Raw genomic sequence first — 19518 nt, forward strand, 5'->3', positions numbered from 1 at the left:
ACTTTGCCTGTTTTATTTGAGAGCATTATATTACGAATTTGCTTCTGTGAGGTAGCTTGTTGGTTTGTTCACGTCAACTTTCGTACCAGCAAAGTGTTCTTGAACATATTGCTTCACTGCTTCAGTATGATAAAGCGCGCCAACTTTTTGTAACACAGGATCATCTTTACGAGATTCTGCAGTTGCTAATACGTTTACGTTTAATTTAGTGCTTTGGTCCACTGGTTCATAGAAGATTGCGTCTTTAAGTACGTTTAAACCGCCTTCCATCGCAAGCGTGTTACCCAATAAAATTGCATCAACTTCGTCTTTAACACGAACTGCTGTTGCCATTTGAATTGGTTTGATCACGATTTTTTTGCTGTTTTCAATAATATCAGCAGGCGTGCCTTTGACTGGATCGAAGTCAGCTTTTAACTTGATCAAGCCAGCACTTTGTAAAAGTAATAATGCACGTGATTCGTTTGCACCATCATTTGGAATCGCAATGGTTGCACCTTCAGCAAACTCTTCAACCTTTTTCACTTTACTTGAGTAAATACCCATTGGCTCTAAATAAGTGGTTGAAACAGGTGCAATCTTGTCTTTATTTGCAGCATTGAATGCGACAAGGTAAGCGTAAGATTGGAATGCATTCAAATCAACTTCTTTATTTGCGGCTGCAGTGTTCATTGCAACGTAGTCTGTGAAGTTCTTGATTTCGAGTTTAAGTCCAGCGGCTTTAGTTTCTGGTAATGTTGCGATATAACGCCAAATATCAGCGTCTGAACCTGTAGAAGCGATTACAACGGTTTGTAATGCAGCAGCATCACCTTTTTGTTCGGTAGATGCGGTATCTGGTTGTTTACTGCATGCCGCAAGTAATAACACAGATACACTTAAAAAAAGACTAATCAGCTTTTTCATGTATAAATCCTAATCGGAAAAATGGCGAGAAAATCATCATTTCTCTAGCATTAATGATTGCAATAGGTTTGTATGTTGTAAATTGACATCGCACTCAAAACAATCCCTGAATTATTCTTAAAGTTTGAACAAGTGTGATAGATCTACAACATCCGAAAAGTAGATGAATATTCATGTTCCGATTCAGTATATACAGATAGGAACCAACTGTTCATCTCATTTTCAAATCAAATTTGGATTTAGCTGCAATTTGTTTTGTTAGGTTCAATATTCTAGACATTTAAAAATAATGAAAAAGAATATACAGTTAACATAAAAACAACATCTAAAATTTCGGCAATCATAGCAACAATTTATGGGCGGTTATAGTGGAACAGCTTGTACTTTGAAGCTTAATAACCTACTTGCTAGAAGATAATTATGGTCTAAGTAAATATAAATAAATGATAGTTTTATGAATTTTTCCAAAAATATAGAGAGAGGAATCAATTGAATAATAAATATATATTTTTCTGAATTTTATATTTAAATAATGAATATAGAATTCATATTTATGCGGTTTATGGAATAAAAAAGCCTTCCGAAGAAGGCTTTTTTGCTCAACAAAGCTTATTCAGCTTTTTCTCGTGCAATGGCACGGTAACCGATGTCACTACGGTATTGCATCCCCGTAAATGTGACTTGACCACAAACTTCTAAGGCATTGATTTGCGCTTCTAGCACAGTATCACCCAGTGCAGTCACACAAAGTACGCGACCACCAGCAGTAATGACATGACCATCTGTGCTCATTGCCGTACCTGCATGGAAAATCTTGGTGTCTTCTGGAGATTGACCAAGACCTGAAATCACATCGCCTTTGCGAACCGTTTCAGGATAACCGCCAGCGGCCAGCACGATACCAATCGATTTACGTTCATCCCATTCAGCTTCGCTTGGTAAATTACCTGCAATACCTGCTTCCACTAAATCAACCAAAGATGATTTTAAACGCATCATGATTGGTTGGGTTTCAGGGTCACCAAAACGACAGTTGAATTCGATTACACGCGGTTGACCTTGTTCATCAATCATTAAGCCAGCGTATAAGAAACCTGTATAAACATGACCATCTGCAGCCATACCATCAACCGTAGGGCGCATCACTTCTTTCATGACACGTTCAAAGACTTCTGCCGTTACCACTGGTGCAGGAGAGTAAGCTCCCATACCACCTGTATTTGGTCCTTCATCGCCTTCAAAAATACGTTTGTGATCTTGTGAGGTGGCCATTGGCAAGATGTTGTTGCCATCGATCATACAAATAAAGCTAGCTTCTTCACCCGCAAGGAACTGCTCAATCACTACACGTGAGCCTGCATCACCAAATTTGTTGCCTGCAAGCATATCGTCAATCGCAGCAAAGGCTTCTTCGTTGGTCATTGCTACGATCACGCCTTTACCTGCAGCTAGACCATCTGCTTTAATTACGATTGGTGCACCGTGTTGTTCAACATAGGCTTTAGCCGCAGCAACTTCAGTAAATACATCATAAAAAGCCGTCGGAATGTTATGACGCTTTAAGAAGTGCTTGGCAAATGCTTTAGAGCCTTCAAGCTGTGCAGCATACTGGGTTGGTCCCCAGATTTTTAAGCCTGCTTCACGTGCTGCATCCACCACACCATTCACTAATGGTGCTTCTGGACCCACAATGACCAAAGCAACATCATTTGCCTTGGCAAATTCAATAATCGCTGGATTGTCTAAAATATCGAGCTCAACATTTTTACATTTGTCTTCAGTTGCTGTCCCTGCATTACCCGGTGCAACGAACACTTGAGTGACTTTTGCATCTTGTGCGATTTTCCATGCAAGTGCATGTTCACGGCCACCGCTACCCAAAACTAAAATATTCATTATTAAGTTATTTCCCTTTTTCAGTATCTAAGAATATACCTGTTCAGAATAAAAAAGTCCCTCTTAACCTCTCCCTTGCGGAACTACAATCGTTCCTCATCTCCTAAGAGGACAGGGAACCCATATTGATATTGGTGTAGTCTCCCTCCTTTTAGGAGGGAGATTTAGAGGGAGGTAAATAAGACGGAATTTTTAAAGTAGTATTAGTGACGGAAGTGACGCATGCCTGTGAACACCATGGCAATACCAGCTTCATCCGCTGCTGCAATGGTTTCTTCGTCGCGCATTGAACCGCCTGGTTGGATAATACATTTAATACCAGCCTTAGCCGCATTATCAATACCATCACGGAAAGGGAAGAAGGCATCGGATGCCATCACAGCTCCTTCAACCACTAAACCAGCATGCTCCGCTTTAATCGCTGCAATACGTGCTGAGTTGACGCGGCTCATTTGACCAGCACCTACACCAATCGTTTGACGGTTTTTGGCATAAACGATTGCATTTGATTTCACATATTTCGCAACTTTCCAAGCAAAGATCAAATCATCAATTTCTTGCTCAGTTGGTGCACGCTTGGTCACAACTTTAAGATCATCTTTAGTGATCATGCCTAGGTCTTGGTCTTGAACCAATAAGCCGCCATTCACGCGCTTATAGTCAAGCTGTGCTGCACGAGCGTCAATTGCTGGAAGCTCACCACATACCAACACACGTACATTTTTTTTCGCACCGGTGATTTCAAGTACACCATCCGCAATGCTTGGTGCAATAATCACTTCAACAAATTGACGATCTACAATCGCTTGTGCAGTCGTAGTGTCCAATTCACGGTTGAATGCAATGATGCCACCGAAAGCAGATTCAGGATCGGTTGCATAAGCAAGATCATAAGCTGCTTTAATGCCGTCCAATGAAACAGCAACGCCACAAGGGTTTGCATGTTTAACGATGACACAAGCGGGCTTCGCAAATGATTTCACACATTCAAGCGCTGCATCGGTGTCTGCAATATTGTTGTAAGAAAGTTCTTTGCCTTGTAATTGTTTCGCAGTAGAAACAGATGCTTCTTGAGCAGTCGCTTCAACATAGAAAGCTGCGTTTTGGTGTGGATTTTCACCATAACGTAAATCTTGTGCTTTATTCAGTTGGGTATTGAAGGTACGTGGGAACAGATCCGCTTCGCCTTCAGTTTTGCCAACGCGTGCGCCTAAATAAGATGCGATCATGCCATCGTATTGTGCAGTGTGCTCAAATGCTTTTACCGCTAAGTCGAAACGAGTTTCGTAAGAAAGCGCACCATTTGCTTTTAATTCAGCAACGACTGTGTCGTAGTCAGCTGCATTCACGATAATGCCTACTGAAGCATGGTTCTTTGCAGCGGCACGAACCATCGTTGGACCACCGATGTCGATATTCTCGATTGCATCTGCAAGTGAACAGTTCGGTTTTGCTACTGTTGCTGCAAATGGATACAGGTTTACAATCACTAGATCAATCGGATCGATGTTGTGTTCTTGCATCACTGCTTCGTCCAGACCACGACGCGCTAAGATGCCTCCATGAATTTTTGGATGTAATGTTTTTACACGACCATCCATCATTTCAGGAAAACCTGTATGTTCAGAAACCTCTACTACGGCGATATTGTTGTCTTTAAGCAACTTATATGTACCGCCCGTAGATAAAATTTCTACCCCTAGAGCTACAAGATTTTGAGCGAATTCAACGATTCCGGTTTTATCAGATACAGAGATTAAAGCACGTTTGATAGTCATGATTTTAGTCAACAGTTTGAAGTCTACAGATTAAAAATAAAAGGCAAAAAAAATGCCCACGAGAACGTGAGCATTTTATCAATTATTCACTCATTAAACCGTGAGCTTTTAACTTTTTGCGTAAAGTTCCGCGGTTAAGGCCTAAAATCTCAGCGGCACGTGTTTGATTACCGCGAGTATATTCTAAGACCACAGATAAAAGAGGTTTCTCCATTTCTGCTAAAACCATGTCATAAACTTGAGATGGTTGCTCACCTTGCAATTGTGCAAAATAATGACGAACTGCGCGATCTACATGGATGCGAAGAGCGACATCAGATTGAGCCGTAAAAATAGGAGATTTGCTATTCATGCGTGTTAATCCGAAATATCAAAATATCACTTGGGTAAAGTGATATAAATGTGGTCTAAATTACTGAGCCCCGTTTTAGATCCTAAAACAGTGACTCTAAAACAAAAGGACTATTAGCTTGCCACAAATCCTCGAGCTGTGTAAAAAATAAGCGTAACAATAGTTAAATATTTGTTACCGCCTACTTTTAAAAACAAAAAAACCAACAATGCGCTTATTGGGTAAAAGCACAGTTCGTTTAACGATTTTATTGTCTATAAATTACGAGGAGTAAGTAGGTCAAGCATTCGTGGCGCGTATCATACCACTGTCAGCGAAAAAGTGAGCAAATTAACTGCACTTTTTTTTGTTTTTTTGTCACTTTTTTGAGCTTTTAGGGCTGTACAAATTCTAAACTATAGTCATTGAAGCTATTTTTACTTTTTGGAAGGGTAAATTCGAAGCGAAAAGGGCTGTTGGTTGGAATGCGTTGAATCGTTTTCAAACTGTCAACTAAATAATCTTGTGGTTTGAGCATTACGTTAAAAACGGCTTCGTCGTTTTGTTTGAGCACGACTTTAATAGGAGGCAGTGCCACGCTGTTCTCATTATGATTTAGAAGTACACCTGAAAAAACAGTAGCATCTTTTTCTCCACGTTTAATTTTTACTTTTTCAAAACTAAGATATTTATATTGTTCATCACTGGTTTTGCACGAGAAAATGCCGCAAGCATAATTAAACATCTGATTCAAGGCTGGGCTTTCATGCATCAGTTTTGGGTTGAACCATAAAATCTGAAAAGCAAATACTAAAATTAAAGCAATATTACCGAGCCCCCAAAGCGTGTAATACAGCCAACCATGTTGTTTATCATTATTATTCTCATGGTCAATTTGTAAAGTATCTTCAGACAGATTTAAATTAGGTAGGGCAGTAACAGGTTCGGTATTGAAATAATTGAGGTTGTTGAGATAGGTCAATAAATCAATATTTGAGTTTTCAATTTTCTGATCAAAGATGCTCAAAATCTGCATTTGTTTTTCTGCAAACGAGCTGTCAGGTTGAATTGAAGAAAAAAGTGAGCGATTGACAGGTGTCGGAATCGCTTCACTATCTGTTTCTAATAAGTTGGTTAATGCATTAAAGTTAATGACACATTTCGGACAACAAACCATACCCTGTGCAACACTGAGTTGTGAAAGGGTCACTTTGTACACAGTTGAACATTTAGGGCAGCGGGTTTGTTTTTCACTCATAAGTAACAATGTTCTCAAATTGTTGTTTTACGTTTTCCCGAAATGCGACACCAGTTTTCTTCACGCTTTTCGATCTCTAATATATCAAAAAACTGTGAGTAAACACTAGAAACATCAGCAACTTGCTCTTCGATTACACCAGCAAGTGCGAACTCGCCCTCATTTTTTATTAAAGTTGAGAATTCAGGCGCAAGTGCCATTAATGGTGCCGCTAAAATATTGGCGACAAGGACATCTGCTTGTTGTGATTTAAATTCTTGATCAAACTCTTCGGGTAATCCTACAGAAAGACGATCCAGTACACCATTTAATTCTGCATTTTGTTTTGTCGCAAGTACCGCTTGTGGGTCAATATCAGTCGCATAAACTTTTTTAGCGCCGAGTAATAAAGCCGCAACACCTAAGATGCCTGAGCCACAACCATAGTCGATCACAACTTTGTCTTTAACATCAGTTTTACCTAGCCATTGTAAGCATAAGAAGGTACTTGCATGGTTTCCAGTACCGAAGGCAAGGCCTGGATCTAGCTTAATATTGGTTGCATCAGCTTCAGGTGGTTCTAACCATTCTGGTACGATCCAGTATTTTTCACCAATTTGAATCGGTTCATAATAATCCATCCAAGCACGTTCCCACACTTGGTTTTCCAAGTATTCATGGCGCATTGGTACATCTGGAAGTTGTGCTTTTAAGAAGGCTTCTAAAGTATCGACATCAATTGGATCATCTTCTTCTTGTTGATAAATCCCCGTGACGATGACTTTATTCCAAAGTGGCGTTTCACCTGGCAATGGCTCAAGTAAGGCTTGGTCTTCAGCATCATCTAAAGTTACGCTCACCGCGCCTAATGACAGGAGTAATGTTTCGGTCAGTTCGACTTGGTTTTGATCAACAGTAATATGAATTTGTAGCCAGTTCACAGGAAAACCTAAATAAATGTATTTGTGCTTATTGTAATGGATTCGTGCTTGTTAAAGGGATTATAAAGTAGACAGATTACAATTTTAAGATGAAATATTTTGTCCTCATGCAATCTATTATATTGTTTTTATATAAAAGAAGGCCAAATTAGGCCTTCTTTTATATCATTTATGCATTAAGGTGCAGTCTGTTCGACATCAGGTGCTACTGGTGGTGCAGGAGCGATAGCGGGTGATTCCATAGGTGCAGTGCTATTGTCTGCTGGTGCACTACTGACTGGGCGAGGTGCCGATTGCGTTTCTGAGAGACGACTTTGAGTCTCAACGGCAGCATTAGATGCAGGTGTTGGTGGTTGGAATGCTAACTTACCAGCTTCATTAGGCTCACATGAACCATTGAAAACAACGCCTTTAAATGCAAATGAAACTGGATCACCTTGTTTTTTGCCTTTACAGACCTGTTGATATTTCTTGGCCTGTTGGTCTTGGCTTGCTTTGGTATCTGCATGCGCAGCTACGCTAAAACATAGACTACAAATTAGAGATGAAAATAAAAGCTTTGAGTTCATATCATTGTCCTAAAGTATTTTTTATACACTTTTTAGGATAAGAAACTGGGCAGATAAAACAGTGGTGTTCAAGTTAATAGTGATGAATCGCTGTGTGCAGTCTAAGAGGAAAATGCAACATAAGGTTTCTTTTTGTATGTTCTGTAGTCAGAACAGGGGCTTGCAAGCCTCAACAATCTTGACTGTTTTTGGCAATTTAATGCAAAACTCCTGTATAATGCTCTGTCATTTTTTGAATACACATTTACCACTATGCACTATCCTAAAGTTTACGACGTTATCGTAATTGGCGGCGGTCACGCTGGTACGGAAGCAGCACTTGCTGCGGCACGTATGGGAAGACAAACATTATTGTTAACGCATAACATTGAAACTTTGGGGCAGATGAGCTGTAACCCAGCGATTGGTGGTATTGGTAAATCACATCTTGTCCGCGAGATCGATGCACTCGGTGGTGCAATGGCACTCGCAGCGGATAAAGGTGGTATTCAATTCCGTATTCTAAATTCTCGTAAAGGTGCAGCTGTGCGTGCAACACGTGCGCAAGCGGACCGTGTACGTTATAAAGCAGCGATTCGCGATACTTTAGAAAATCAAGCGAACTTGGATATTTTCCAGCAAGCTGCAGACGACTTAATTGTTGAAGGCGATACTGTTAAAGGTGTTGTGACCCAAATGGGTATCCGTTTTGATACCAAGACGGTAGTATTGACGACAGGAACTTTCTTGGGTGGGGTGATTCATGTCGGCTTACAAAATTCAAGTGGTGGTCGTGCAGGTGATCCACCATCAATTGCTTTAGCGCATCGGTTACGTGAACTTAAATTACCCGTTGGGCGTTTAAAGACAGGTACTCCGCCTCGTATTGATGCACGCACAGTTGATTTTTCTGTCATGACACCACAACCGGGTGATTTCCCATCGCCAGTGATGTCGTTTATGGGTGATGCATCTATGCACCCTGAACAAGTGAATTGCTATATCACGCATACCAGTGAAAAAACCCATGAAATTATTCGTGGCGGTTTAGATCGTTCACCAATGTATACCGGTGTGATCGAAGGTGTTGGCCCACGGTATTGCCCATCAATTGAAGATAAGATCCATCGTTTTGCCGATAAAGATTCACATCAAGTGTTCTTGGAGCCAGAAGGCTTAGATACCCATGAGCTTTATCCAAACGGCATTTCGACTTCATTGCCATTTGACGTGCAGTTCAATTTGGTTCGTTCAATTCGTGGTATGGAAAATGCGCATATCTTGCGTCCAGGCTATGCGATTGAATATGATTATTTCAATCCACAAGCGTTGAAATTCACACTTGAAACCAAGGCTATTCAAAACTTGTACTTTGCTGGTCAAATCAACGGTACCACGGGTTATGAAGAGGCGGGGGCACAGGGCTTGCTTGCAGGTTTGAATGCTGCACGCCGTGCGTGGGAACAAGAAGAGTGGACACCAAAACGTGATCAAGCTTATATGGGTGTTTTGGTCGACGATCTAATCACTTTGGGTACTAAAGAACCGTATCGTATGTTTACTTCACGTGCGGAATACCGTTTGATGTTACGTGAAGACAATGCCGATCAGCGTTTAACGTCAATTGGTCGTGAACTTGGCCTAGTTGATGATGAGCGTTGGGCTGCATATAGCGAAAAAATGGAAGCGGTTGAGCGTGAAACTTCTCGTTTACAACATTTGTGGGCTGCACCAAATAACCCAATGGGTAAAAAGTTCGTTGAAATGACAGGTGCAGATCTCAGTAAAGAATGTAGTGCGATCGATTTACTGAAACGTCCAAATATCAATTTTAGCCAAATTGCTGAATTAACAGGTTCAGAAGTGTCTGAGCATGTGGGTGAGCAGATTGAAATCGCGGTGAAATACGAAGGCTATATTAATCGCCAGCATGAAGATGTTGCACAATTAAAACGTCTTGAAGAAACCCGAATTCCTGCTGATTTTGAATATGAGGGTATTTCGGGTTTGTCACGTGAGATCACATTAAAGTTAAACACGGTTCGCCCTGAAACCTTAGCGCAAGCAAGTCGTATTCCTGGTGTTACACCAGCTGCGGTACAGTTACTGATGATTACGATCCGTAAAAACAATATGGCGAAGAAATCGGCTTAATTGCCTGCTTCGTCTATTGTCGTAAATGTTAAAAACACCCTTCTACAAAGGGTGTTTTTTTCTGCTAAGCAAATTCTGTTTAATTGAAGGGGATGAGTAAATGAACAATTGGATAATTTTATTCATTGCGATTACTGCAGAAGTGATCGCAACCTCTGCCTTAAAAAGTAGTGAAGGTTTTACCAAACCAGTTGCTTCCATCGTGGTTGTAGTGGGTTATGTGATTGCATTTTACTGCTTGTCTCTAACCTTAAAAACGATTCCTGTAGGCGTTGCTTATGCGATTTGGTCTGGCGTTGGGATTGTTTTGATTACGACTGTGGCTTGGTTTGTATTTGACCAAAAATTGGATATTTGGGGAATAATTGGGATAGTCTTGATTATGAGTGGTGTGTTGATTCTTAATTTACTGTCTAAAACCAGCTCGCATTAGCTTTGCCACAAAAAACCGAGTCATGCATAACTCGGTTTGAATTAATCTTCTACTTCAACGTATTTATAACGCGACCTCAATCCCTTGGCGTAAATTCTGTTGATCAAATTGTGTATTGGCATCAATTTGAGCATAGGCTTTTGGTAAGAGACGGCGTGCTACGCGATTCACTCTTTTTTCTAGCCATTTCGGCATGTTGATCGCCAATGGATTGGTTTCTGTTACCGATTCATCGGTCATTACCCGCGTTCCCATAATGTAATCAAACCATGGCTTAGTCACACACCAATTGGCATTTTGATTGCTGGTCATGTGATGATCATAGTGCCAAGGAATTCGTTTTTTAGCGAACTCTGGATCGAGATGTGATTTGGCATGTACCTTCCAATAATTCCAAATGCCGTAGTACAGACCTGCGGTAAAGAACGGCGCAACCGGTAGAAAAATGGTGGATGCGGCAGCTAAGCCGATGAGCGCTGATTTTTCATTGTACATTTCAGAGTTTTTAAACATCGACTCTGCATAGCCTTCATCATGAAAGCCATTTAAGCGAGCACGTTTGTGATGTGCAATATGGGTAAAGAACGGACTGTTTCTATTTTTGCTTGGAAATTCGTGTAACCAGACTTTGTGGAAATACCACTCCATACCATTTGCAACAAAAACACCTACTGGAAAACCGATCATGCTTGGATTACCTCGTCTAACATAGATCGGATTTTAAAAAGAGAAGGGCTAAAAGTTTTGACTGATCTGACAGTTTTAAGCTGCCTATCCAATCAATTTACGTCTGTTTACGCTGTCGATATGCGCTTGGGGTCTCACCAGTCCAGCGTTTAAATGCTCTGGAAAATGCTGAGGGTTCAGAAAAACCAGTCAGATAAACAATCTGGTCGATGCTTTCTTCGGTTTGAGAAAGTAAGCGACGAGCAAGACGTTCACGATAATGGGCAATGACTTTTTCATAGCGGGTATTTAATAGTTGTAAATCTGCTCTTAAGCTACGAGCGCTACGTCCTAAATGTTCGGCAATGATGTTCTGATCAAATTCACCAGACTCTAATAAACCACTGGCCAAGATTTTTTCGATTTCGTTTATAAGCTGGTGTTTGTTTAATAGCTCAAGCTGTGAGGCGGCATGATGTTCATGTACTTTTAACAGTTCTGGTTCATGAGCAGCAGAGGGCGTCGTTAATTGTGCTGAATCAAAGCAAATATAGCCATTATCTTGCCCGAGTTTGACAGGACATCCCCAGATTTTCTGGTATTCCTCTTGATCCGCTCCGTCTAGATATGGCAGGCCAATTTCAGTCGGCGTAAAAGTTCCGTCACTAATATATTTAAAGAAATTAAGCAAAATACCAATCGCACATTCCAAATAGTGTCGAACAGGATGATTGAGCCCTGAAATCATCACTCTATGTTCATTTATCATTTCTAAGTTAAATGACATGGCATCAGTGAGTAAGGCCTGATATCGAATGGTTCGTTTGAGGCCTTCCCCAAATGTTGCACTACTGAGAAAAAGATATTCAATCACTTGTCCACGAAAGGGTGGAACATTGTGCCCAACATGTAAACCAATATCGGGATCATGACTAATTTGTTCTGCGGCTTGCCAAAAGCGTTGCTGTGTGGCGTTGTCACGACGGACAAACTTATCAGGTGGCTGATCGGGTAAATGAACACGCGCAAAGATGGCAGCGGCATCTAAATTCATCTTTTGCATGGTTTGATAAACCATCCATAAAAAGATGCCCGCATCACTGGTTTTTTTTGAAGTCATAAAACAGGCTAAAGATGTGTTTTAAAACAATATACGCTGTTCTTTTTGAGATAGAAATAGATTGCAACTAAATCAGAGGATAAAGGTACTTATACGTTGATAAGCACCTTAGTCAAAAGGCTTATTCAGTCACTTCAACCGTTACACTGTAGGTATAAGATTGCGCGATGGGTGGTTTGGTGTTGTCAGCATTCGTTTCAGGATAAGCGGTGGTAATCAGGTAAATACCAGCTTCACTAAACTTCACTTCAACCTCGCCTTTGGTGTTGGTTTTAACATGTGGTTGTTCACGTTTTGCATTGGGTTGATAGCTGCTAGCACCTTTAAACACATCAACTTCTAGATTTGGAACAGGCTTACCATCCATGAGCACTTGTGCTTTAAAAGATTCACCTGCAAACAACTCATTTGGATGAGTGAGGAACTTAAACTCGAAACCTTTGTTGCTCACAGCAGGCACAGCACTTGGTTTGCCTTTAGTGATAAAACTTTCAGCAATATAGGTATTGCTAGTTTGTGCTGTTTTTGCGTTGGCAGGAATTTGGTCTTCAGCAATAAAACGTGGCGGTTGATTGGCTGGTGCTTGAGCTGCTTTTTGCTCTGCATTATTACCTTGTGGCTGCATCGGGTTTGCATTGGCAGGGCGTTGAGGGCGAACACGTAACCAACGACCATCAATCAATGCATATTTGGTTGGGTTGCCTGTCGCATTTTCAGTACGAAGACGATAGGTGCCATCCGTGGTTAAATTGACTTCTGCAATATTGAATTTTTTTAATTCTGCTGCTGCTTTAATGGTTTCGGTTTTTCCTTCGGGCGTTGTCACCTGATAATCAGTTTTAAAGTTGCGACTTGCTACAAAGAATTTTTCAACGGTAATTCCACTTTGGAAGCTAACGCTATCGGCCTTACTGTCGAACACTTCTGGCAATAAAAAAGGGCTTGCTGTATGAGCAAAGCTCAGAGTTGGTAGCGCAGAAAATAGAGCAACAGTGAGTAGATGACGCATGAAGAATTCCTTAAAAGAGAAATAAACAAAAATGCAAAAGATTTGCTACAATTTACTTGATAACGAGTATCAGTTGCAATATTATTTCGATAAAATTTTAATCGTTTTTATGCCATTGGGCAGACAAAGATTAAGAAGTTTTTTATCTCCCAAATGCGTGTCGCAAATGAATCAAATGTTTTTGATTTTATTCAGAATAAAATCATTTCATTTCCATGTTCTTTTGGCTGTAATTCATGTGAGAAGCCGAGCGATTGACTGTGCATAAAGTCAGTAGGTCGGCCGAGTTAAATCTTAGAAAATGGAAGCTTAACGATGTCATCAACGCAACAAATTTTTCGCCCCGTTCTACTCATATTTCGTTTATCTCCGTTGATGGCAGCCATTGCTGTATTTATGTCTCCAGTCACGATAGTTCAGGCCAATGAAACTACTGTAAAAGATGCTCAGACCTTACAAGCACCCATTCAAACACCAAGTTATAGCTTTCATCAAGATCATATTTTAGGAACGTCTTTGGATGTGGTTGTGACCACTGCACATCAAAAAGATGCAGAAAAGGCATTACAGGCAATTCAGAACGAAGTGGCACGATTGGACCAGATTTTATCGGTATGGCGTGATGATAGTGAAATCAGTCAGCTCAATCGTGAACAACAGATCGAAGCTTCCTCTGAACTTTATGAGGTAATTGCTGCTTGTGAACAATGGCGCAGTGCGAGCTGTGGTGGTTTTGATGCACGTTTAGGCCAATTGATTCAGTTATGGGAACAAAGTCATCAGGTACACAATCTGGATGATCAAACGCAAGAAGCTTTATTAAGCCAATTAAAAACTCAAAGTATTGAGTTAAACCCGAAAACCAGACAGATTAAACTCGATTCAGCCATTAAAATTGCACCTGATGCCTATGCCAAAGGCTATGTCATTGATCGTGCCTTGATTGCGGCAAAACAAGCTGTGCCACATTTACAGGGGATTTTGATCGATATTGGTGGCGATATGCGTGTGTGGGGTCAATCACCACAACAAGCGGGCTGGAAAATTGGTATTCAGAATCCAAATGAACGCTTTGATAATACAGCACCAACACAAGTTTTAAATATTAAAGACCAAGCTGTTGCTTTTAGTGGGCAAGGTTATCGTTCGTTGGCAGGCCAATCGCATTTGCTTAATCCGCAAACAGGTATGCCAATTCAAACCGTAGAGCAATGTGTCGTCGTAGGACAATGCGCTGCAGATGCGGATGCTTTGGCAACGGCTTTAACCGCAATGTCGCCTCAGGAAGGCATGCAGCTGATTGAACAATTGGTTGGTTTTGAAGCGCAATTGGTGGCGACTGATGGCAGTCGTTATCAAAGCTCAGGTTGGTCTACACTTTTAGATGCCAATCAACCTGCGATCATGCGACATGTGGCAGCTAATGGTGCAGCAACCGCTTGGCCTAAAGGTTATCAGGCACAAGTTGAAGTGAATATTCCTAAGCTCGCTGTTGATAATTATCGCGCGCCTTATGTTTCAGTATGGGTGACGGATAGCGATAAAAAATTAGTGCGTACCCTTGCGGTTTGGGGTAAAGATGAGAAATGGATCAATTCAAATTATGTGTGGTGGCGTCGCTATGGTCGTCAAATGCCAAACTTGGATGCGGTGGCTAAGCCATCACGCCAACCAGGACAGTACCGTTTAGCTTGGGATGGTAAAGATGAAGCTGGTAAAGCTGTCGATGCAGGTAAATATTTAATCCATATTGAGACCTCTCGTGAGCATGGTGATCATTCATACCAAAGTTTTGAATTAGAAGTCGGGCCGAAAGCGGTAACAAAAACACTTCCTGCACAGGCAGAAATTGGTACGCTGAAACTAAACTTCCAACGTGGTGCTTAATTAAAAGCCCTACTTATTTACGAGGCTTATCTCTTGTATCAACGCCGTGATTTTTACCGCCATGCACGCTATGTGCATGGCTGGCTCTCTGCATTTGCTTTCATCGTACTGATTTTTTTTGCTGCCACAGGACTATTACTGAATAATCCCGATTGGTTTAAATCACCCAACGATGAACAAATTGTAAAACTCACTTTACCTGCTGCTTTTGTCAGTGCCATCCAAAAACAAGAGAATCCAACTCCGGCGATTCTGGATTTTGTTCGAGACAAGCAGCCGCTGATTGGGCGTTATAAAAGCAGTGAAGTGATGGATGGGGAGGTGATGATTCGTTTAGAGAGTCCTGCGGGTTCAACAGATCTCTGGGTGTTGATGGATGAAGGTCAAGTTGAAATTACCCAAAAACCAGCAAGCACTGTTTCATTGCTCAATGATTTACATCGCGGTAAAAATGTCGGTGCAACATGGCATTGGCTCATTGATATTAGTGCGATCATCATCATTTTATTGTCCTTGGCGGGCTATATTTTATTTTTAACCATTAAAACCCGTTTAATTACGCATTTGCTGCTCACAGCAGGCAGTTTAGCGGCAATTATTTTACTCATTTGGTTTGCCATTTAAGGGGACATCATGACTCAGGCTGTGCTGATCGTTATTGCTATATTGGCAATATTATTGAGTCTGCATCTTTTTGTGATTGTGTGGCTATATTGGCAGCAAAGAAATTCAAAATCACTGCTGCAATCGCATCCTGCTTATTTGGTGGTCTATGCCAGTCAGTCTGGACATGCCGAAATCTGGGCGAGACACACCGCTGAGCAATTACGTTTAGTTGATGATCAGATTGCGGTCAGAAATATTCAAGATCTAAGTCTCCATGATTTAAGCGAGCAACAACGGATTCTATGGGTGGTCAGTACTTATGGTGAAGGGGATGCGCCGGATAGTGCACAATCCTTTATCAATAAAGCTTTTACTCAAGGCCTAGATTTATCCCATCTATCTTTTGCAATCTTGGCATTGGGAGATCGGCGCTATGCTCACTTCTGTCAGTTTGGGCAGCGACTGGAACAATGGTTAGTTCAACAACAGGCGCAGGCTTTATTTAATACGGTTTTAGTAGATCAAATGAATAGCCGTGATTTAGAACAATGGTTGAATGGGTTAGAGCAGCTAACTTCAATGCAGTTCAGTGATTTAACCCATTCTGAACAGAGGCTGCAATTAAAGTTTGCGCATCGGCAGTGCTTAAATAAAGGTAGTATCGGTGAACCCATTTATAAAGTTCAATTGATTGGTGATGAGGACTTGGTTTGGTCATCAGGTGATATTTTAGAGATTCAATGCGAAAACAATTTGGATGATGTTGAGGCATTTTTGCAATCACAGCAACAGCCCATCAATGCTAAGTTGATCGCTCAATTAAGCACGCTGAATTTAAGAAAATTACCGAGCAAAGCAGAGCAGTCTTTTCAGCAATGGTTAACACAATTTGAGCGCTTACCTAAGCGTGAGTATTCGATTGCCAGCTTGGCTGAAAACGGCTTTATTGAATTGGTGGTCAGACAGCAACGTACGGCAACAGGTTTAGGCTTGGGTTCGGGCTGGTTGACACAAGGCTTGCAGCAAGACCAAATCTTACAAGCTCATATTCGTCATAATCCAAGTTTTCATTTGCCGCATGATGCACGACCTTTGATCTTGATTGGTAATGGTACGGGGATTGCGGGTTTGCTGGCACATCTACGTCAGAGAGAGCATTGGGGTTATAAACAAAACTGGCTGATTTTTGGTGAAAGACAGCAGCAATTTGATCATCTTTATCAGACGGAAATTCATTATTGGCAACAGCATGGTTTTCTTGATCAAGTTGACTATGCATTTTCCCGTGATCAAGCCGAAAAAATCTATGTACAAGATTGTTTAAAAGCACAATCCACTCGATTACAGACTTGGGTTGCACAGGGCGCAGCAATTTATGTCTGTGGTAGCCTTAAGGGTATGGCGGGTGGCGTTGATCATGCCTTAAAAGAGATTTTAGGTCTTGATTTGCTGGAGCAGCTTAAACAACAACAGCGTTATCAACGCGATGTGTATTAATCGGATTCAGCTAGAACCAGTGCTTTAATCTTGCTGGCTTTTTCAAAATGATCCAGTCGATGCTCCATAATCCACCATTTAGCAGCCTCCATGAGAAGTTCAGGATCATCATTTTTATTGGCAAAGAAAGCATAAAATGAAAGTCCGACATTGTTGCCTTTCTTGGCCATTTTTTCATCGCAGATATGAACGATCTTCGCTTTTAATTCGGTTTTCATCTTGTTTTTAAGTGGTTAATCAGAATTTGGTGCAGATCATAGCATCCTAAACCTAAGTGATTGTCATCATTTAGTTTTAATATTTGTTTTGAAATTAAAAAAGTCAGCTTGAGCTAAGCTGACTTTCGGTACTTCAATCATTTTAAAGCGCAAGAAAATTAGAATTTTTTCTCAAGGCTGAACTGTAATGATGGAATGCTTTCATTGGTTCTCGCCTGATATAAGCTGCCATCTGTTTGATTGGTGAGGCGTTCCTTATAATGGGTACTCAAGACGTTATTGAGATTAAGACTCGCTGCCCAGCCATGACTAAAGCGTTTGGTTGCGCTCAAATCTAAACTAAAACGTTCATTGGTGGTGCGATCATAGGGTTGACCATCTAAGGCGCGGGTAAATTCAGGCGTGTAACTGACGTTCACGCTGGTTGAGAGTTGCCATGGTTTATAGCTATAGGATAAGCCCGCACTAGTATTATAAGGTGCAACATCACTGGCTAAGCGTTCACGGTGTTGCCCATCTTCGATTTTGGCACGAACTGTTGACACTTGCCCATTGAGCATAAACGCATGTCCAGCTTCGGTTTGTTTGAGTGCATAGCGTCCAGACAACTCAACGCCATAAGTGGTCGCTTGATCTTGGTTTTGTGGGCGCTCCACATAACGTGTGCCTTCAAGTGCGATGACTTTCTCGATGTAATCTTTAATTTCACGATGATAGGCCGTAACACTCACACCACCACTCGCAGAATCATAGGCAAGGGTGGATTCAGCTGCACGGATTTTTTCTGGTTTTAGGTTTGGATTGCCACCACGATCAGGATTATTCAAGCTACCTGCATCACTGTCTGTAGAGACAGTCACGTTCGGAACCAGTCGATCGGTATTTGGGCTTTTAAATGCTTGGCTCAAGTTAGTTTGAATTGACCATTGCTCAGTGAGGTCAAAACGATAAGCCAAAACTGGACTTAAATGTTGATCTTGATAATCAACCAAGCCTGAACGATTCAGCCATTCCTGACGCGCACCTAAAGTCACCGTTTGGCGGTCTGTAAAACGCCAGCTACCTTCACCATAAACAGCATAACGTTGCTCATCCAGACTTTTGCTGACATTACTATCGAGTTCATTACTGCGAGTATCAAAACCAAATTTAATCTGACGGTCTTTATCTAATTTACGGACCCCATCATAGGCAAGACCGTACTCATTTACTGTTTCATCGGTATAAATTGTGTTTTGTGGCGAGCGGGTGAGCTGTGTTTCTGTCTGACGTTCAACAGACAAGCGGATTTTATCACTCAGATCTTTGTCTTTACGTTCATAACGCGTGTTTAAGCGAATACTATCGTTCTTGTCATCTTGAGTCTGATTGGATGAATAGCCATCCATTTTAATATTGCGATAGAACAATTCTGCAATCAACTTTTGTTGATCATCGAGATCGTATTGCAAACGGGGCGAAAACATCTGCATGGTACGGTTTACGGTACGGAGTTGTTCTCGTGTTCCAGTTGCTGTTTCAGTTTTGGTGATCGAGGTGTTGTCCATCCACATTTGATTGGCAGAGACACTATAAGACCACTGGTTTTCACGACCGTCTGCTTGAATGTTGATTTGCTTGCGTTCAGATTGTTGTTCACCGCTATCGCGTAAGCCATAGCCGAGCTTCACTGAGCCATTTAAGCGGGTATCTAGAGGTTCTTTTAAAATGATATTGATTACCGCTGAGGATGCAACAGAGGCTTGGGCAACGCTGGGTTGTTTGACCACTTCAATACGTTCAATCATTTCAGGTGTAATGGTATCAATAACCGACATACCACCACGTGGGCCACCTTGCACGGGCTCGCCATTGACCAAAAATGTGGGTGCGCCGCCACCACGAAAACGCATGCCCGAAGCGCCACCACCGCCGCGTGGTCCTTGGCCAAAACTTGGTATCTGGAAACCAGCAGCACGACGCAAAGCATCCATAACCGACTGGTCGCCATATTGCAGCATTTCTTCTTGAGTAATGATGGTTTTAGGTACAGCACTAATATCATCATCTTTGGCTTTTTGAGGTTCTGCTGAAGCTTTGAATGAAAGGGTAGGTAGAACCTGAGTACTTGATTCAGATACCGTGGAAGCGGGAGTCTCACTTTGGGGTTCGGTAGCATAAATTGATGCACTTATACTGAGTAAAGCTGAGCTGAGTACACTCAGTTTTCCATAACACGTAGAAATTTTCATTATCAAACCCCAAAAATGATCAAATTATTTTCTGTGTAGCCTAATGTAAAATTGTGTAGA

17 protein-coding genes are annotated in these 19518 nt (G+C 41.4%); 5 read left to right on the plus strand and 12 right to left on the minus strand.

The genetic code is table 11. The annotated features are described in order from the left end of the window. Nucleotides 1-30: 30 nt before the first annotated feature. From MN869_RS10470 to MN869_RS10500, 7 genes are all read right to left on the minus strand, one after another. Nucleotides 31-906: a MetQ/NlpA family ABC transporter substrate-binding protein gene (locus tag MN869_RS10470; RefSeq protein ID WP_033133649.1), complete on the minus strand. Its 876-nt coding sequence runs from the start codon at nucleotides 904-906 to the stop codon at nucleotides 31-33. 609 nt (nucleotides 907-1515) lie between these two features. After that, nucleotides 1516-2802: a phosphoribosylamine--glycine ligase gene (gene purD / locus MN869_RS10475; RefSeq protein WP_033133650.1), complete on the minus strand. Its 1287-nt coding sequence runs from the start codon at nucleotides 2800-2802 to the stop codon at nucleotides 1516-1518. 203 nt (nucleotides 2803-3005) lie between these two features. Then, nucleotides 3006-4580 carry a bifunctional phosphoribosylaminoimidazolecarboxamide formyltransferase/IMP cyclohydrolase gene (purH, locus tag MN869_RS10480; protein ID WP_033133651.1) on the minus strand — a complete coding sequence of 525 codons (1575 nt, stop codon included), beginning with the start codon at nucleotides 4578-4580 and terminating at the stop codon, nucleotides 3006-3008. Between the two features lie 82 nt (nucleotides 4581-4662). Then, nucleotides 4663-4932 (minus strand): DNA-binding transcriptional regulator Fis, encoded by a 270-nt coding sequence (gene fis, locus MN869_RS10485; protein ID WP_001086304.1) that lies wholly within the window; start codon nucleotides 4930-4932, stop codon nucleotides 4663-4665. Between the two features lie 373 nt (nucleotides 4933-5305). Next, nucleotides 5306-6169 carry a DUF3426 domain-containing protein gene (locus tag MN869_RS10490; protein ID WP_033133652.1) on the minus strand — a complete coding sequence of 288 codons (864 nt, stop codon included), beginning with the start codon at nucleotides 6167-6169 and terminating at the stop codon, nucleotides 5306-5308. Nucleotides 6170-6183: 14 nt separating this feature from the next. Further along, the gene (gene prmA, locus MN869_RS10495) at nucleotides 6184-7089 is read right to left on the minus strand and encodes a 50S ribosomal protein L11 methyltransferase (RefSeq protein WP_033133653.1); all 906 of its coding nucleotides are present in this window, start codon (nucleotides 7087-7089) and stop codon (nucleotides 6184-6186) included. Between the two features lie 176 nt (nucleotides 7090-7265). After that, the gene (locus MN869_RS10500; protein ID WP_005204781.1) at nucleotides 7266-7658 is read right to left on the minus strand and encodes a hypothetical protein; all 393 of its coding nucleotides are present in this window, start codon (nucleotides 7656-7658) and stop codon (nucleotides 7266-7268) included. Nucleotides 7659-7910: 252 nt separating this feature from the next. Between MN869_RS10500 and mnmG the strand changes: the two genes are divergently transcribed. Together mnmG and MN869_RS10510 are read left to right on the plus strand one after the other, a co-directional pair. After that, nucleotides 7911-9791, plus strand: a complete 1881-nt coding sequence (gene mnmG / locus MN869_RS10505; protein ID WP_033133654.1) for a tRNA uridine-5-carboxymethylaminomethyl(34) synthesis enzyme MnmG — start codon at nucleotides 7911-7913, stop codon at nucleotides 9789-9791. 100 nt (nucleotides 9792-9891) lie between these two features. Then, nucleotides 9892-10224 (plus strand): multidrug efflux SMR transporter, encoded by a 333-nt coding sequence (locus MN869_RS10510; RefSeq protein WP_005204777.1) that lies wholly within the window; start codon nucleotides 9892-9894, stop codon nucleotides 10222-10224. Nucleotides 10225-10287: 63 nt separating this feature from the next. On the opposite strand, the gene MN869_RS10515 is transcribed toward MN869_RS10510, so the two are convergent. The 3 genes from MN869_RS10515 to MN869_RS10525 all read right to left on the minus strand — a co-directional run bounded on the left by MN869_RS10515 (nucleotide 10288) and on the right by MN869_RS10525 (nucleotide 13019). After that, nucleotides 10288-10911 (minus strand): sterol desaturase family protein, encoded by a 624-nt coding sequence (locus tag MN869_RS10515; protein ID WP_033133655.1) that lies wholly within the window; start codon nucleotides 10909-10911, stop codon nucleotides 10288-10290. Between the two features lie 97 nt (nucleotides 10912-11008). Further along, on the minus strand, nucleotides 11009-12010 hold the full coding sequence (locus MN869_RS10520; RefSeq protein WP_241345133.1) for an AraC family transcriptional regulator: 1002 nt from the start codon (nucleotides 12008-12010) through the stop codon (nucleotides 11009-11011). A gap of 121 nt (nucleotides 12011-12131) precedes the next feature. Then, nucleotides 12132-13019 carry a DUF4198 domain-containing protein gene (locus tag MN869_RS10525; protein ID WP_033133657.1) on the minus strand — a complete coding sequence of 296 codons (888 nt, stop codon included), beginning with the start codon at nucleotides 13017-13019 and terminating at the stop codon, nucleotides 12132-12134. Nucleotides 13020-13334: 315 nt separating this feature from the next. Between MN869_RS10525 and MN869_RS10530 the strand changes: the two genes are divergently transcribed. From MN869_RS10530 to MN869_RS10540, 3 genes are read left to right on the plus strand one after another with little or no spacing between them, the layout of a single operon-like run. Next, nucleotides 13335-14906, plus strand: coding sequence for a DUF2271 domain-containing protein (locus MN869_RS10530; RefSeq protein WP_033133658.1), 1572 nt, complete (start codon nucleotides 13335-13337; stop codon nucleotides 14904-14906). A 33-nt stretch (nucleotides 14907-14939) separates the two neighbouring features. Then, nucleotides 14940-15530 carry a PepSY-associated TM helix domain-containing protein gene (locus MN869_RS10535; protein WP_033133659.1) on the plus strand — a complete coding sequence of 197 codons (591 nt, stop codon included), beginning with the start codon at nucleotides 14940-14942 and terminating at the stop codon, nucleotides 15528-15530. Nucleotides 15531-15539: 9 nt separating this feature from the next. Further along, a complete protein-coding gene (locus tag MN869_RS10540; RefSeq protein ID WP_033133660.1) occupies nucleotides 15540-17009 on the plus strand; it encodes a sulfite reductase flavoprotein subunit alpha in 1470 nt (489 codons plus the stop codon). Here the strand turns inward: MN869_RS10540 and MN869_RS10545 are convergent. After that, nucleotides 17006-17227, minus strand: coding sequence for a DUF6500 family protein (locus MN869_RS10545; RefSeq protein ID WP_033133661.1), 222 nt, complete (start codon nucleotides 17225-17227; stop codon nucleotides 17006-17008). The genes MN869_RS10540 and MN869_RS10545 overlap by 4 nt on opposite strands. Before the next feature lie 158 nt (nucleotides 17228-17385). After that, nucleotides 17386-19458: a TonB-dependent receptor gene (locus tag MN869_RS10550; protein ID WP_033133662.1), complete on the minus strand. Its 2073-nt coding sequence runs from the start codon at nucleotides 19456-19458 to the stop codon at nucleotides 17386-17388. Nucleotides 19459-19518: the final 60 nt, after the last annotated feature.

Source organism: Acinetobacter sp. NIPH1876, assembly GCF_022808535.1.
Lineage (GTDB): Bacteria > Pseudomonadota > Gammaproteobacteria > Pseudomonadales > Moraxellaceae > Acinetobacter > Acinetobacter higginsii.